General features: G+C 50.4%; 17 protein-coding genes, 2 pseudogenes and 1 other annotated feature. Of the genes and pseudogenes, 13 read left to right on the top strand and 6 right to left on the bottom strand.

Features of this window, described 5'->3' with window-relative positions; genetic code table 11:
• Positions 1-4 precede the first annotated feature (4 nt).
• Together P378_RS14235 and proB are read right to left on the bottom strand one after the other, a co-directional pair.
• Positions 5-1,251: pseudogene (locus P378_RS14235) on the bottom strand (glutamate-5-semialdehyde dehydrogenase).
• Positions 1,239-2,339, bottom strand: a complete 1,101-nt coding sequence (gene proB, locus P378_RS14230; RefSeq protein WP_099083709.1) for a glutamate 5-kinase — start codon at positions 2,337-2,339, stop codon at positions 1,239-1,241. Before proB ends, P378_RS14235 begins: the two are co-directional and overlap by 13 nt.
• Before the next feature lie 42 nt (positions 2,340-2,381).
• Positions 2,382-2,599 (bottom strand) — a binding site (T-box leader).
• Between the two features lie 163 nt (positions 2,600-2,762).
• Here proB and P378_RS22085 point away from each other — a divergent pair.
• From P378_RS22085 to P378_RS19770, 10 genes and pseudogenes are all read left to right on the top strand, one after another.
• A complete protein-coding gene (locus P378_RS22085) occupies positions 2,763-3,308 on the top strand; it encodes a hypothetical protein (RefSeq protein ID WP_238473264.1) in 546 nt (181 codons plus the stop codon).
• Positions 3,248-3,703, top strand: coding sequence for a hypothetical protein (locus P378_RS22080; protein ID WP_238473263.1), 456 nt, complete (start codon positions 3,248-3,250; stop codon positions 3,701-3,703). Before P378_RS22085 ends, P378_RS22080 begins: the two co-directional genes overlap by 61 nt.
• Positions 3,661-3,858, top strand: a complete 198-nt coding sequence (locus P378_RS22075) for a GNAT family N-acetyltransferase (RefSeq protein ID WP_238473262.1) — start codon at positions 3,661-3,663, stop codon at positions 3,856-3,858. The genes P378_RS22080 and P378_RS22075 overlap by 43 nt, the downstream gene beginning before the upstream one ends.
• Positions 3,859-3,965: 107 nt before the next feature.
• The gene (locus tag P378_RS14220) at positions 3,966-4,412 is read left to right on the top strand and encodes a hypothetical protein (protein WP_099083708.1); all 447 of its coding nucleotides are present in this window, start codon (positions 3,966-3,968) and stop codon (positions 4,410-4,412) included.
• A gap of 169 nt (positions 4,413-4,581) precedes the next feature.
• Positions 4,582-4,797 carry an FmdB family zinc ribbon protein gene (locus P378_RS14215; RefSeq protein ID WP_099083707.1) on the top strand — a complete coding sequence of 72 codons (216 nt, stop codon included), beginning with the start codon at positions 4,582-4,584 and terminating at the stop codon, positions 4,795-4,797.
• 203 nt (positions 4,798-5,000) lie between these two features.
• The gene (locus P378_RS23140) at positions 5,001-5,126 is read left to right on the top strand and encodes a hypothetical protein (protein WP_274378734.1); all 126 of its coding nucleotides are present in this window, start codon (positions 5,001-5,003) and stop codon (positions 5,124-5,126) included.
• An 11-nt stretch (positions 5,127-5,137) separates the two neighbouring features.
• Positions 5,138-5,902 carry a potassium channel family protein gene (locus P378_RS14210; RefSeq protein ID WP_238473261.1) on the top strand — a complete coding sequence of 255 codons (765 nt, stop codon included), beginning with the start codon at positions 5,138-5,140 and terminating at the stop codon, positions 5,900-5,902.
• Positions 5,903-5,973: 71 nt separating this feature from the next.
• Positions 5,974-7,595, top strand: a pseudogene (gene bshC / locus P378_RS14205) (bacillithiol biosynthesis cysteine-adding enzyme BshC).
• A 66-nt stretch (positions 7,596-7,661) separates the two neighbouring features.
• Positions 7,662-7,877, top strand: coding sequence for an NEDD8-activating enzyme E1 regulatory subunit (locus tag P378_RS14200; RefSeq protein ID WP_099083706.1), 216 nt, complete (start codon positions 7,662-7,664; stop codon positions 7,875-7,877).
• A gap of 121 nt (positions 7,878-7,998) precedes the next feature.
• The gene (locus P378_RS19770; protein WP_180261115.1) at positions 7,999-8,175 is read left to right on the top strand and encodes a hypothetical protein; all 177 of its coding nucleotides are present in this window, start codon (positions 7,999-8,001) and stop codon (positions 8,173-8,175) included.
• A gap of 47 nt (positions 8,176-8,222) precedes the next feature.
• Here the strand turns inward: P378_RS19770 and P378_RS22065 are convergent, their stop codons facing one another.
• The 3 genes from P378_RS22065 to P378_RS14190 form a co-directional block, all read right to left on the bottom strand.
• On the bottom strand, positions 8,223-8,474 hold the full coding sequence (locus P378_RS22065) for a hypothetical protein (protein WP_238473258.1): 252 nt from the start codon (positions 8,472-8,474) through the stop codon (positions 8,223-8,225).
• On the bottom strand, positions 8,441-8,977 hold the full coding sequence (locus P378_RS14195) for a hypothetical protein (protein ID WP_238473257.1): 537 nt from the start codon (positions 8,975-8,977) through the stop codon (positions 8,441-8,443). Before P378_RS14195 ends, P378_RS22065 begins: the two co-directional genes overlap by 34 nt.
• A gap of 97 nt (positions 8,978-9,074) precedes the next feature.
• Entirely contained in the window at positions 9,075-9,926 is an 852-nt protein-coding gene (locus tag P378_RS14190) for a methyl-accepting chemotaxis protein (protein ID WP_099083705.1), read from the bottom strand.
• Between the two features lie 125 nt (positions 9,927-10,051).
• Here P378_RS14190 and P378_RS14185 point away from each other — a divergent pair, with 125 nt between their 5' ends.
• Together P378_RS14185 and P378_RS14180 are read left to right on the top strand one after the other, a co-directional pair.
• Positions 10,052-10,651 carry a pyruvate kinase alpha/beta domain-containing protein gene (locus P378_RS14185; RefSeq protein ID WP_180261114.1) on the top strand — a complete coding sequence of 200 codons (600 nt, stop codon included), beginning with the start codon at positions 10,052-10,054 and terminating at the stop codon, positions 10,649-10,651.
• Positions 10,652-10,812: 161 nt separating this feature from the next.
• Complete coding sequence (locus P378_RS14180; protein ID WP_099083704.1) at positions 10,813-12,546, top strand: methyl-accepting chemotaxis protein; 1,734 nt, start codon at positions 10,813-10,815, stop codon at positions 12,544-12,546.
• 50 nt (positions 12,547-12,596) lie between these two features.
• Here P378_RS14180 and P378_RS23135 read toward each other — a convergent pair whose 3' ends face one another.
• Positions 12,597-12,719, bottom strand: coding sequence for a hypothetical protein (locus tag P378_RS23135; protein ID WP_274378733.1), 123 nt, complete (start codon positions 12,717-12,719; stop codon positions 12,597-12,599).
• Between the two features lie 235 nt (positions 12,720-12,954).
• On the opposite strand from P378_RS23135, the gene P378_RS14175 reads away from it, so the two are divergent.
• On the top strand, positions 12,955-14,397 hold the full coding sequence (locus P378_RS14175; RefSeq protein WP_099083703.1) for a VanW family protein: 1,443 nt from the start codon (positions 12,955-12,957) through the stop codon (positions 14,395-14,397).
• Positions 14,398-14,560 lie beyond the last annotated feature (163 nt).

Raw genomic sequence — 14,560 nt, 5'->3', positions numbered from 1 at the left:
TCCGTCAGGAACGGACCTGACCGGTTCCTCTGACGACATATTTATAGCTGGTTAATTCCCTGAGGCCCATGGGTCCCCGGGCGTGCAGTTTTTGGGTGCTGATGCCGATTTCAGCGCCAAAGCCGTATTGAAACCCGTCTGTAAAGCGGGTGGAAGCATTATGGTAAACCGCAGCAGCATCCACCTGCCGCAAAAACTCCGCTGCGGTATCCTGGTTACCGGTGACAATGCTCTCTGAGTGCCGGTGCCATAGGTTTGAATATGATCCAGGGCCTCGGGTAAATCTGCCACGATTTTCACCGCCAGAACGGGCGCCAGGAACTCTGTGGCCCAGTCGCTTTCCTCCGCCGGTTTTACTTCGGGCACCATCTTCAAGGTAGCGGGACAACCCCGAACTTCCACACCTCTGTCCCGCAGGGCCTGCACTGCCCCCGGCAGCCAGGACGGGGCAATCTCCCAGTGTACCAGGAGGGTTTCTGCCGCGTTGCAAACCCCGTAGCGCTGGCACTTGGCATTGAGAATAATTTCCAGGGCCATGGAAGGATCTGCTTCTTTGTCGACATAAACGTGACAATTGCCAACCCCGGTCTCAATGACCGGCACCGTGGCGGTTTCCACCACCCGTCGGATAAGCCCGGCGCCGCCCCGGGGAATGACCAGGTCCAGCAGGCCGTTCAGCCGGAGCATTTCATCCACCGCATGCCGGTCCCCGATATCGATAAATTGTACGGCCGCCGCCGGAATGGCGGTGCCCTCCAGCCCCTTCTTGATGGAGGCCACCAGTGCCCGGTTGCTGTTGAGGGCGCTGGAACTGCCTCTCAGAAGCACTGCGCTGCCGGCCTTTAAACAAAGGGCACAGGTGTCCACCGTCACGTTGGGGCGGGCTTCATAAACCATGCCCACCACACCCATGGGAACCCGGATTTTGGCAATATTTAAACCATTGGGCCTGCTCCAGGATTCCATCACCTGGCCCACCGGGTCTTCCAGTTCCACCACCTGTTTGATGCCTTCCACCATATCCTCGATGCGGGCGGCGGTAAGGGCCAGGCGGTCCAGCAGGGAGGGGCTGAGGCCGGCCTGCCGGCCGTTTTCCAGGTCGATTTCATTGGCGCACAGGATGCTTTCCCGGTCCGCCAGGAGCTGCCGGGCCACCGTCAGCAACGCATCGTTTTTCGCTTGCGGTTCAAGGATTGCCAGCTTTCTGGAGGCTACCTTTGCCTGCCTGGCAAGTTCTCTCACGATTGACATGTGGAAAAACTCCTTTCGCAGACTAACCAGTCTCGATTAATGACTTCCAAACCCCGTCCGGGGTTTTTAATGACCAGCCGCAGGTCATCGGAGGAGAGGTTGGTAATTCCCCTGGCCAGCTCGACCCCCCGGTCATCTTCCACAACCACCACGCTGCCGGCCGGGAAGTTTCCCCTCACCCCGGTAACGCCCACTGCCAGAAGACTCTTGTTGCCCTCCGTCAGGGCCTTCACGGCGCCCCGGTCAATGGTTAAGGTCCCCCTGGCCACGCTGCCAAAGGCAATCCACTGCTTACGGCTGCGCAGGGAGTGAGGGGAGGGCTCAAAACAGGTACCCACCGCTTCTCCCGCAGCAAGGGACAGAATAACGGCCGGGTCTTTGCCGCTGGCCACCACGGTGCGCAAGCCGCTGCGGGCCGCGATACGGGCGGCGGCCAGCTTGGTGCGCATGCCGCCGGTACCCACCGGAGTGCCGCTGCCGCCGGCTGCCTGCACAATGCTTTCATCCACCTGCCGGACCACCGGTATCAGCCTGGCGGTGGGGTCTTTCCGGGGGTCTCCGCTGTAAAGACCGTCAATGTCCGTCAGGATAATCAGAAGTTCCGCCTCCACCAGCCCGGCCACCAGAGCGCTCAAGGTATCGTTATCCCCAAAGCGGATTTCGGCAAAGGCCACGGTGTCGTTTTCATTAACAATGGGCAATACACGCCGGTTCAGCAATACATTTAACGTATTGCGGGCATTAAGATACCGGCGCCGGCCCGCCAAATCCTCTTTGGTCAGCAGCACCTGACCCACCTGAATCCCCCGGGCCAGGAATAACTCGTTGTATTTTTCCATCAGCAGGCCTTGCCCAACGGAAGCCGCCGCCTGCCTCTCCGGCATGGTCAGGTTGGACCGGCTCCAACCCAGCTGACCCAGACCGGCAGCCACCGCGCCCGAAGACACCAGGACCGGCTGCCAGCCCCTGCGGAAAAGTTCGGCAATGGCGCCGGCCAATGCCATCATGCGGGATTGATCCAACAACCCGCGGCTGTTTGTCAGGCTGCTGCTGCCGATTTTAATGACAATTCGTTTGTAATGTTCCAATTTTGCAGCCCCCTTATCTGGAAAAACAAAAACCCTTTCGTCTCAAAGGACGAAAGGGTTGACTTTCGCGGTACCACCTTCATTAATGCACGAAAAATATGCATTCACTTGCTGCCCTGTATCGGAGGCCACCGGTCCGGTTTATTCCCGAACAGCTCCGGAGCGGGATTTCAAAATCATAGCCTGAGGAACCTTCCAGCCGCTGAGTTCCACTCTCTATCAGACCTCGGATTTTTACTGCTCTCCATCATTGCCTGGATATTTTTTTGTTGGATCAATTATAAACATTTTAAATCTCAAATGTCAAGCAACCCATTGTTAAATTTATGTTTACATAAAATGCCGGCAGGTATTTTGTCGTGGCACCATACCGGGGGGGAAAACATAAAATGCAGTTATAAGAAACTTTTGGAGGAATTTATTTTGTTGGAAATTGTTAAAGTAAGCGGCCAGGGCCAATGGCAAAGATTTTTTGAAGTCCCCTGGCGGATCTATGCCCAGGACCCGCTCTGGACACCGTTTCCCCGGGACAGCGAGAGACAGATGTTCAACCCGCAGGCCAATCCCCTGTTAAGGCATGTGCACCCGGAATGCTTTCTGGCCATGGAGGATAAAAAACCCGTTGGGCGTATCGCGGCCATCACCGACGACCTGCTGGCAGATGAAAGAATGGGCTTGTTTGGCTGTTTTGAATCGGTTAACCGTTCTGAAGTAGCCCGGGAGCTCCTCAAGGCGGCCTGCCAAAGTCTTGTGGAGCGAGGGAAAAGTCTGGTGCAGGGGCCGGCCACATTAAATACTTCACAGCAGGTGGGCTTGCTGGTGGAGGGCTTTGACCGACCCCCTCAAGTGATGATGCCTTATAACCCCCCTACTATTCAGAACTGTTGGAAGAAAACGGTTTTTCCCAGTTGCTGGACTTATATTCTTATCTCTGGCTGCCGGAATTTACCAGGGAACGCGGCAAACTAAAAACCGTGGCCAAAAGAGTGAGCAGGATTCCCGGTTTGCATCTGCGTCCAATCAATCTCAATGACCCCTGGAGGGAAGGAAAAAGACTGGCCGATATACTCAATGAAGCCATGACAAACCAGTGGGGTTTTGTTCCCATGGATCAGGAGGAGGCGGCTCATTTTTTAGCCGGTTTAAAGAATTATACGGCTCCGGAAATGCTGACCTTTTGCGAAGTGGAGCATAAAACAGTGGGCGTCTGCCTGATGATGCCCGATTTGGGACCGCAGCTCCGGGCCGCCCGGCAGTCCGGCTTTCTCACGGCCCTCCAGGGATGGGGCAGACCGGCATCCTGCGGGTCGGGGTGCTGGCAGTGGTTCCGGAATACCGCCGCCGGGGAGTGGTGGCATTGTTAATCGACAGGGCGATGGAGACCGTTATCAGAAAAGGTTACCGCCAGGCAGAACTTTCGCTGATTATGGACTCTAACAAAGACATGAACAGTATTCTTACCTCTGCCGTGGGCAGTAAAGTAAATAAAAAATTCCGGGTCTATCAGAAGCAGCTGTAAAACAATTTAAAGGTACAACCGACTTTATGGAAAAATTTGTGACCTATTGACGGTCTGAAACGTATTATGAAAAATAAAAATGTTTTATGTGAAAGGAGTTAGAGAGTATGTTTAGATTTCCACCCTTCAGGGACCCGCGGGCTGCGCTCTTTGGACTTACTTTGTTCAACAGCGCCAATCCGGGGCTGGAAAAACAGCTTGAAGTCTTTGCCCACATCCTGGAGGCCACCCGAAATTCACTTTCCGTGATCCGGGGTGAAATGCATAACTTTGAAACTTCCATGCTTTCCCTGACGGCGCCCAATACCGATTGCACTACCCAGCCGGTCCATGAAACCGTTCAACAGGATGCAACCATCAGCTATACCAACCCCAATCACACACAAACGTCGTCTCAAACGCAGCAGTCTTACACAACCGTTCAAACAATGGATGTTAAAGATGAACGTGAAAAACAGGTGAAAGAACAATTGGAGAGATTTATCCAGCAAAATCCCAATAAAATGAATGAGTTCCTGGATGACCTGGAGCGCCTGATCAGAAAATATCGTTAATAGTAAATCCGCGGTTCTTTGAGCAACCGTGGATTTTATTTTTTCCATAAACGGTTACTTCTGCCCGCAACACTGGCAATACTAATGATTGGGTCTGTCCGAACAGAAGGAATTTTACGGATCATGTCGAATAACCTATGTTCGTTGAGCAATGATCGGAGGTGAGAACATGCCTATTTTTGAATTTTCCTGTAGAGCCTGTGGCAAATTTTTTGAGAAACTTCTACTGGCCGGTCGTGAGGAACAAATCAAGTGTCCCGAATGCGCCAGTGAGGATGTCGAGAAAAAGATATCCGCTCCTTTTCTGCCCAGTTCCGTAGGCAAACCGGCAGACAGCGGTTCCTGCAGCGCGCCCAAGGCGGACGGCTGCGGTTCCGGCGGCTGAGGCATCTAAGAAGTTACGGTCCGTAACTACACTTTGTTAAACCGGGATTTCCCGGTTTTTTGCTTTTTTCAATGGGTTGCGGCACCCCGGGAAGACTATGTCCAATAGGTTTACGGGTTCGCGAACAGTCGGGTTTTTCTGATTCTAACTTGTCCTCTGCCCGGAATATAGTTAAAACAAAGGAGCGGGCAGGGGGTGCTGACGTGGGCCTGTTGGAAATGCTGCATAGCTTTGCGGTTGTGTTTGGTTTGCTGGGAACGTTGTTGCTTTTGATTCATTCCTTCAGCCTGTACATCGCTCACAAAGAAGACAGCCTCTGGTTGCCGTGAGCCTTTTGCGATTGGTCGGGCGTGCTGCCAGGTTAATCAAGTATTCCCTGGGGTCAATTGCCCAGATGCCCCTGCTTTTATTAACTTTTTTGGTCATCTATGGTTTGTTATTGTCCTTCTACTACTGGTACCAAAGAATCCAATCCGATCTTATGGGCATTCTCGGGCTGAGTATTATAACAACCATGATTTCCCTGGGCTTTGTGGCCCTGTTGCTGTCTCCCATCATGTATATTACCCAGAAACTGCTGTTTGACTGTGAAATTGAATCCAGGATTTTCAGGGCTGCCGTTTATTCAGTTCTGGTGCCTTTTTTCTATATCTTCGTTATCAATGACATTACTGCGACGGGTCCCCTGGTGGAAGGGATTATGCTGACGGGTCTGAGCTTAAGTTTTTACCAGATCTTCAAGGGGATTTTTTTCTGCCTGCAGGCTCCGGCAGCGATGTTTGCCCATTTTGACAGGCGTTTTGTTCCCGTCTTAATGATTGTTTCCTGGCTGCTGGTCATTATTTTCAATCTTTATGCCATGATTCTGCTGGTTTCCCATACCGACCCCTATTCCTTTATCGATGGCACCGGACCGGTTACCGAACCGCTGCGTCTCCTTTATTTTACCGTGATTACTTTTACCAGTGTGGGTTATGGAGACATCACGCCCCGGGGAAGCTTTGCCGTCTTTATCACCATTATCGTCTCAATCACCGGTTTTTTGTACTCTGCTCTATTTATAGGAGGCATCCTGGCCGCCTTCACCGGACGGAGAAAAGAGTAAGGCAGGCAGGATAATCCCGGGTAGAAAAAGAAACAATGCTTAATGGACTTGAGTGATGGGAGGAATTTTGTTTGCGTATTCAGGAACTCAACGGTTTCTATTCCCAGCCCCTGGGTAGAGCATACCTTAGTGACTTTCCGGAGGTCAGCCGCTTTTTTACTTACGACCCCGGGCAAATAGAGGGATTTGCCGCCCGTCTGAAACATTTGTCCGCTAAAAAAAAAGGACAGCTTCAACTTTTGGCGGAAACCCTCAGACAAGATAATCTGCAGCTGGGCTGCGGGGATAAAACCTTAAAGAATATCAGCCTGTTGGAAAAAGGTTTGGCGGTGGCCGTGGTTACCGGTCAGCAGCCCGGCCTGCTGACCGGACCGCTGTACACGGTGTATAAAGCCATGGGGGCCATCAAACTGGCCCAAGAGCTTTCGGCAGAGTTGAATCACCCGGTGGTTCCGGTGTTCTGGATTGGCGCTGACGATCATGATTTTGAAGAAATAAACCATATTTTTGTGCCCACTTCCGAAGGGCCTAAAAAAATTACCTTAACAGAAAAGCCTGCCGGTCGGTTTTCCCTGGGGCATGTTCCTGTGCCGCAGGAGGTACCGCTGTTTCTTCAGCAACTGGAGGAATTAACACCTCCTGTGGGATGGCAGCAGGAAGGGCTTGCCCTGTTAAGAGAGACTGCCCGGCAGTCGGAAAATCTCGCCCAGTGGTTTGGCCGGTTAATGACTTTTCTTTTTAAAGATGACGGCCTGGTCCTGATGAACCCGGTCCTACCGCCTCTGAGAAGGTTATCCGCCGGCCTCTTTCACAGAGCGGTAAAGACGGCACCGGAAGTGGACCGTTTGTTGCAGCGGGCCTGTCAAGAGGTTACGGCGGCGGGCTTTTCACCCCAGGTACAGAGCGAAGAAGATAAGCTGCATTTGTTTATCTATATAAAAGGCCAAAGAACCGCGCTGTATTTGAAAAAGGATCAGTTCACCGACCGGCAAGGAGTGAACACCTGGGAGAAAGAGCAGCTGGCGCAGCTTTCTTTGAACAGCCCGGAGTTGTTCAGCCCGGATGTTGTCCTGCGACCGGTGGTTCAAGAAGAACTGCTGCCGGTGCTGGCCTATGTGGCCGGACCCGGAGAGATCAGTTACTTTGCCCTGCTCAAGAACATCTTTCAGCATTTTGGCCAGGAAATGCCCGTTGTTTACCCACGTCCCAATATGACCCTGGTGGAACCCCTGGTGGAGAAATTGCTGACCAAGTACCAGGTTCCACTGCGACTGCTGCCCGCGGGTTTAGGCGGATTTATCGATGCTTACGTTGAGCGAACGGATGAAGTGGGGATAGAAGGGATTTTTGCTGATTTCCGTTCTGTTTTAAGAGAAAAACAGACAAACATTGTGAAAGAAGTGGCGAGTATAAACCCGGAACTGAAAGGCTGGGCAAAGAAAACCTGAGACGTTTGCTGCGGGTTATTGACTCCTTTGAAGATAAAGTGAAACAGCGTCACCGCAAGAACAATCAGGTGGCCATCCGCCAATTAAACAAGGTGAACGCGATGCTTCATCCCCTGGGACAGTGGCAGGAAAGGGTTTACAATATCTTTCCGTACCTAATGAAATATCAACCGGATTTGTTAAAAGAAATATATCATGCCATCCGTCTATTTGACTGGAGACAAAAAATTATCTTTTTTGATTGAGAAAGTATTCACTTTCTCATAAAATGGAATAAAATATAGCAAAGGGAAAAAAGGAGGTATACAGGGATGAAGTACCAGGTCAACGTTATTGAAGCAATTAAAAGATTCCGGGAATTAGATTTAACCGTTTCCCCAGTTCCGGGTACCAGCAAGTATTGTGTTTCCTTTCCGGGAGGTCACTGCACCCTGTTAAAGGAGAAAATGCTCTTGGAAATGGCCTGTAACCTGAAGGGCAACCAGGCAGCCGAGATCTACGAGCGTCTCCAGGCCTCCGCACGCTAGGAAAATGATTGGAAGTAAATCTTCACTGCCGGGTGAAGATTTTTTCATTCTTTTACTGTATAATTTTTCTGGTTACTCTTCTATTAACTATTGGTAAATTCTAGGGGCAAGGAGGCCGAAAATGCTGGCGGTAAGTTTTTTCTTTGTGCTGGCAGGGGGTATCCTGCTGTTTGTTGGTATTATAGGTCTTTTTTTAAATCAATTAACCAGGCAGCATGCCAATCAAAAGAAGTGGCTTTTTTTATCCTCAGGCGGATTTATCAGCTTGCTTTTAGGCATGCTAATGGCAATGACTTGATGCCGGTTCCTTGAAATGCAGAATAAAAAGCGCTTAGTCCCGGTGGGCTAAGCGCTGATTTCATTCATAATGTTTTTCCAGGTTGTCGGCTCCACATAGCGATACCGGCAGCCGTCCTGATAATAATCTTTGCCCTGCAGGGCCTTTTTCGTCAGGATGGTCGGACCCTCGTGACTGACCACTTTGTAGATTCTCAGCATCAGTTCCGGGTGAATATTGCTGTTCACCTGGGTGGTAAACAACCACAACAGCCGTGGTACTTTCTTTATTCCACAGGGGGAAATGATGTTGGCTGCCATGGCCCGGATGACATCCTGATCGTCCTTACGCCGCTCCAACCGCGTATCTTCAAAGGCCTGCAGTAAAGTGGTTTCCCCCCTTTCACGTTAATGGCGCCTATCACGGTACTGGCTTTTTCAATGACGGGTTGATCAAAGGTGATGTGGCCGTCAATTTGAATTTGCAGGGCATTTTCCAGCCTTCTTTTTAAGCCATCCCTTCCTTCCTGAATCCAGACCCGCCCAACGGTGGTTTGTTTACCATCTGTTTCAAGATGGGCAAAGACCGGGACACTAAGAATGCCAATCCTGCCGCTCAGGGAATCAAAATTCATCAAGGTCACGGCCTTGAGGGTTTGCCGGTCGGTCCAGATGCACAAAATATTGGTTTTATTTTGTTTCCCGTTGGCAGCTTCCAGGATGGATACCGGGGTAAGGAGTAATGAAAGGATGACAGTGGCGGACAACAAAATTTTGCCCAGCCGCCTTTCTCGGTTTTCCAGTGTTAATAGAATTCTTTTCATAGTTCTTAGTATGCCGGGAAAACAGGAACTTTATAACAGGAAACAATGTAAACAAAAAAACCAATTAAAAAGGGTTGCCCGGTCCGGACGACCCTTTTTAATTGGCAAATTCCGCTAACTTACCGGCAAATTCTTTCATCTCATCCGCCATCTGGCCCAGCTGTTGGACTGCCTGACCAACCTGCTCGGTGGTGGTGGTTTGCATCTGGGCGATGCCGGTTGTTTCTTCAATACCGGCGATGATGGTCTTCATAGATTCCTCGATATTTCCAAGGATGGTACTGATTTTTTTGGCGGACACAACACTGTCCTCAGCCAGCTTGCGGACTTCGTTGGCCACGACACCGAAACCACGGCCATGGTTGCCTGCCCTGGCTGCCTCGATGGCGGCATTGAGGCCCAGCAGTTTTGTTTGATCGGCCACTTTTTTAATAAATTCAATGACCTCATCGGTATCCTTAATGTGTTTTTCTGCTTGAAACACAGCAGAGTTGAGCTTTTCACAGTGGCTGCCCAGCGCCCTGGTAACTGCGTCAATGGCCGCCGGAACACTTTGTACCGTGGTGTTTAATCCTTCTGCCATGCCGGCCAGCTGTTGGGCCTGGGCCCTTAATTCCTGAGCCGCTTCTTCCTGGCCCCGGGCTACGGTATACATTAATTTGGATATCATGGCATCCGCCAGGCGAGTGTTTTCCTGCTTGTTCTCCATGATGGCCTGGTTAACGGCGGCATTACCGGTTACGTCCAATACGACGTCCAGGTTCGGCACCTGTAGGAGCTGCTTAAAATCAAGAAAAGTTGGAATTCCGGACTCCCTGGCGGCCACGAGAGCGGGGGCGTTTTGGTTTAAGTCCGCTATACCAACGACGGTTATTTCCGAGAGGGAGGACATCAGGCGTAACATGGCTAAACCGCCCCGACCACCACCCACAATGCCCAGTCGAATCAATCTGATAACCTCCTCCTAAAACGTTGAATGATATATTCTCTATGCATCTTTTGTTTTCCTACCTCATAATTTAAAATATTTTGTATTTTCGTGTCTATAACTTGTTTGCCTGGTCGAGGTTTGATATGGTATTGGCAGGAAAACATGACGCAAAGGAAGTGGTGCATTTGGTTTACTGGGCCAAGGAAGGAAAGGAAAATACCGAAGCAACCCTGGAGGCTGCCCTTCAATATGCCAGGGAAAGAGGAATCAACTCCATTGTTGTGGCATCCAGTACCGGGGCTACCGCAGAAAAGTTCATCGGCTGCGGCAAAAAAGTTGTTTGTGTGACGTACCAGGCAGGCTTTAAAGAACCGGGGAAATTAACCATGAAACCGGAAACCAGAGAGCGTTTGCAGCAGGCAGGCATTGACGTGCTGGCGACCACCCACCTGATGGCGGGTTTGGACCGGGCCCTTCGCTATAAGTTTCAGGGGATTTACCCTTCGGAAATTATGGCCTATACATTGCGAATGTTTGGCCAGGGTGTCAAAGTATGTGTCGAGGTGGCAGGCATGGCCCTGGATGCCGGGTTAATCCCTCACGGCGAAGAAATTGTGGCGGTGGCGGGAAGCGGCAGGGGGGCGGATACAGCAGTTGTTATGGTGCCGGCCCATTCCCAGTATTTCTTTGATACTAAAATCAAAGAGATTATTTGTAAACCCAGGGAATTTGAACATCACTAAAACTTACACCGGCTTTTGGCCGGTGTTTTTTGATGAGTGACAGTAAATTGTACAACGACTGCATTTGGTATATTTTAAAGCTTCTTAAAATTAATGTTGTCGGAAGTTATCCAATACACTATAATAAAAACTATGTTGTCAAGATTTGGGGGGATAGGCACATGATACCAAGGCAAGGGAAAAGTTCCGGCATTTTTACCATCCGCACCAAATTGCTGCTGGGATTCGGGGTAATTCTATCGCTCACCACAGCAGTGGGATTCGGCATTTTGTATATGTTTGATCATGTCAACGATTCTTATAACCGGTTAATTGCCAACGAGGTCCTGGTAATGAATCAAACCCAGGCCACCCTGGTTAAATTTGAACAGGCCGCCCTGGACTTAAGGGGTTACATGCTGACCGGCGACCCCAACTATATCCTGAGGTACCAGGAGGGCCAGCGTAATGTGCAAGAGGTGATTGGCCGCCTGGGGAAATCCATTACCTCACCGGAAGGGAAAAATTTTTACAATTCCCTGGTAAAAGCGGTGGAGGATTTCAAAGTTTACGGGGACAATGCCGTTGCTTTAAAACAACAAACCCTGCTCATGGAAGACAAGCTGGCCGGTTACCAGCAGATTGAGGAATACCTGAACCAGGGAAAGGGCACCGTGGAGCGGGTGGTGCAGGCCGGCAATGCCATTGTGTTATTTATGGAGGACCAATTAGAGAAAGGCAAACAGCATAACAATGCCGTGTCAGGGCAGGTAAATCAGTTTGCCTTCATCGGTATGGCGGTTTCAGTGATCCTAAGTCTGGTGATTGCTGTTTTCATTGTCAACATGATCAGCAGGCCGGTCCGGGAGTTGACCCGGCAGGCCAGCCGCATCGCCGAAGGGGATCTGACGGCTGACAAGGTGTGGGTGAAAAGCAAGGACGAGCTGCTGGTCCTGGCCAAGGCCTTTAATAAAATGACGGAAAACCTGAGGACCATTCTTTTCGAATTGAAGGATAAATCCTCTCTGGTGGCCTCAGGGGCCCAGCAGCTTACTTCCACCATCCAGCAAACCTCCTCCGGTATCGCCACGTCAACCGCTTCCATGCACCAAATGGCGACCACCGTTGAGCAGGTGGCCGGCAACACCCAGAGCGTTTCCCGGGTGGCCGAGTCTGCCAGCCAGCAGGCCAAAGAAGGACAGACGGCGGTGGATAACATCCGCCGGCAAATGGATCATATTATCCTGTCCACCAAACAGGTGGGGCAGGCCATCAACAAGCTGAACCAAACCTCCCGGGAAGTGTTCCAAATCGTTGACCTGATTACCGAAATCGCGGAGCAAACCAACCTGCTGGCCCTCAACGCAGCCATTGAGGCAGCCAGGGCCGGCGAAGAGGGGCGAGGCTTTGCAGTGGTGGCAGAGGAAGTGAGAAAGCTTGCCGAAAGGTCGGCCAAAGCCGCAGGGGAGATCAAGGTCCTCATTGCCTCCGTCCAGGAAGAGTCCACCCGGGCCGTAAGCGCTATGGACAAGGGTACCAGTGAAGTGGAAACCGGCAGCCAGATTGTGCTGCAGGTGGGTTCCGTCCTTGAATCCATTATCCATTCGGTGCAGGACGTAGAAGAGCAGATTCGGGAAGTGGCCGCAGCCTCAGAGCAGATGTCCGGCGGTGTAGCCAGTGCTGTATCTACCTTTGAAGAACAGACAGCCATCATGCAGGAAATCGCCTCCATGGCCGATGGATTCTCTGCCATGGCTGCACAGTTGGAACAAATGTCCAACGCTTTCCGGTTAAGGGATGCCGGAGAAGATTTGCCCCTTAATGAAAGCAGCGATACAGGTGAACCCTCCGAAGAAAAGGATCAAAAAGAGCCATTGATGGAACAAGAGGAAGAGAATACCGGCAAGGTTGCATAAAAACAAATAAAACAGGGGGCAGGCGGTATAAACCTGCCCCCTGTTTTTCTTTATTTATTTTTATATTCGTTTTTCTCAGGAACATTTAGGAAATTGTTGCGCAGGACTTTACCGCTGGTGGCCCGGTAGTTGATACCGGCAAAACCTTTTTCCATGGGTTTTTCTTTCGCCATTTTTAAATCCCTCCTTTAAACTATTGTGTGTATCGTTTAGGCAGATTACTCTTGATAGATTTTAATCCTGCTGCCAATTATTACTGATTTGGGTTCGCTGCAACAAAAGGAGAAAAAACTGTGCAGAGAACTTAAATAACTTGTAGAAATTTTAAAGACATGGAAACCTTTTGTCTCTTTTTACGTCTTATTGCATGGGATCATATTTACTAGTTAAAGAAGGAAGGTTTTTGCTTTGCCCAAAAAGGTTAAGAAGTCAGGGGTCCTTTACCTGGCTGTGATCCTTGGCATCAGCGTTTTGCTGGCGGGCGCCATGACGTACGGAGTGATCTTCAAATTGCGGAGCGCCGAGGCAAACCGTGTTCCCCCCGGTGTATTTGTCGAGGGGGTTGAACTGTCAAACCTGGAAAGACAGCAGGCCAGCGAGAGATTAAAAGAACTTGAACAGGCTTTGATGAATAAGCAAATCCTGTTGACCTACCAAGACAAATCCTGGTCAATGCCTTTAAAAGAACTCGGTTTTACGGTAAACGTAGAAGATGTTCTGGACCAGGCCTTGCGGAATGATGTCAATGCCTTGTTCAAACGTGTACAGACTTACTTTCACCCGGTAAAAAGAGAAATTACTCTTTCCATAGGGTTAAACAAGGAAAAATTAGCCTCCGCCCTGAGCCCCGTGGCGCAGGCCATTGAACGCCCTGCCAGTGACGCAAAACTGGTTGTGGCAGAGGATGGGCAAGTCATCATGGTGCCCGACCAAAGGGGTCTCAAAGTAAATCTGGATCAAGTTTACGCAGGTCTTCTTAACACGGACATTCATCAAGCGACGATTCAACTGGATCTAAAAGTGGATGAAATAAAAGCGGGAAAAACCCTGGCGGATATTGAGAATTTAAGGATAAACGGCAAGATCGGAGAGTATACCACCCATTTTGATGCCAAGAACATAAACCGGACCATCAATATTCGGACCGCAGCCAACCGGATCAACGGTGTCATACTGGCGCCGGGCCAGGAGTTTTCCTTTAATAAAACCGTTGGGGAACGCACTGGCAAAGCCGGTTACCGACCGGCGGCCGTGATTGTAGCCAATAAATTTGAAGAAGCCTTAGGCGGCGGGATTTGCCAGGTCTCCACCACCCTGTACAACGCCGCTCTGCTGGCCAATTTAACTTCTGTGGAACGCCATAACCACTCCCTGGCCATCGGATACGTTCCCCTGGGACGGGATGCAGCGGTGGCCTGGAACCAGCTTGATTTTAAATTTAAAAATACCCTGCCCGGACATGTTTACTTACGAACTGTTGTAGGCCAGGGATTCATCACCATTCAGGTTTATGGTGACACCGCACTGAAGAAAGACATTACTGTCCGCAGTTGGGTCACCGAAACCATCGAGCCGGACCAGGTGATTAAAGAATTTGATCCCACCCTGCTGCCCGGTGAGGAAGTGCTGATGTCACCGGCCTATGCGGGTTTCCGGGCCAAAGCCGAAAGAATCATTAAAGAGAACGGCATTGTGGTTAAGAGGGAAGCGCTGCCGGACAGTTACTATTACCCGAGGCCAAAAATCGTTAAGGTTGGGCAGAAGGATGAACAAACAAAGCCCGCAGACCAAAAAGTTGATTTACAAGCTCAATCGGGTCAAACCCGGGAAATAATCGAAACTGAGTATTAAGAGAATGTGGAGGTCACCTGCCGTGGGGCCTCCACATCTTTTAACCACCGATGATGGATAAAAAGGGACTGATCTGGCAACCCCCTGGAGAATCTGCTACAATTAAAAGTAAAACTTAAGGGATTTTAAAAATGCGTTAACAAAATTTTAAAGATAGAATGAT

The organism is Desulforamulus profundi (assembly GCF_002607855.1).
Note: the sequence above shows the minus strand (reverse complement) of the source record. Positions and strands in the feature narration are given on the sequence as shown.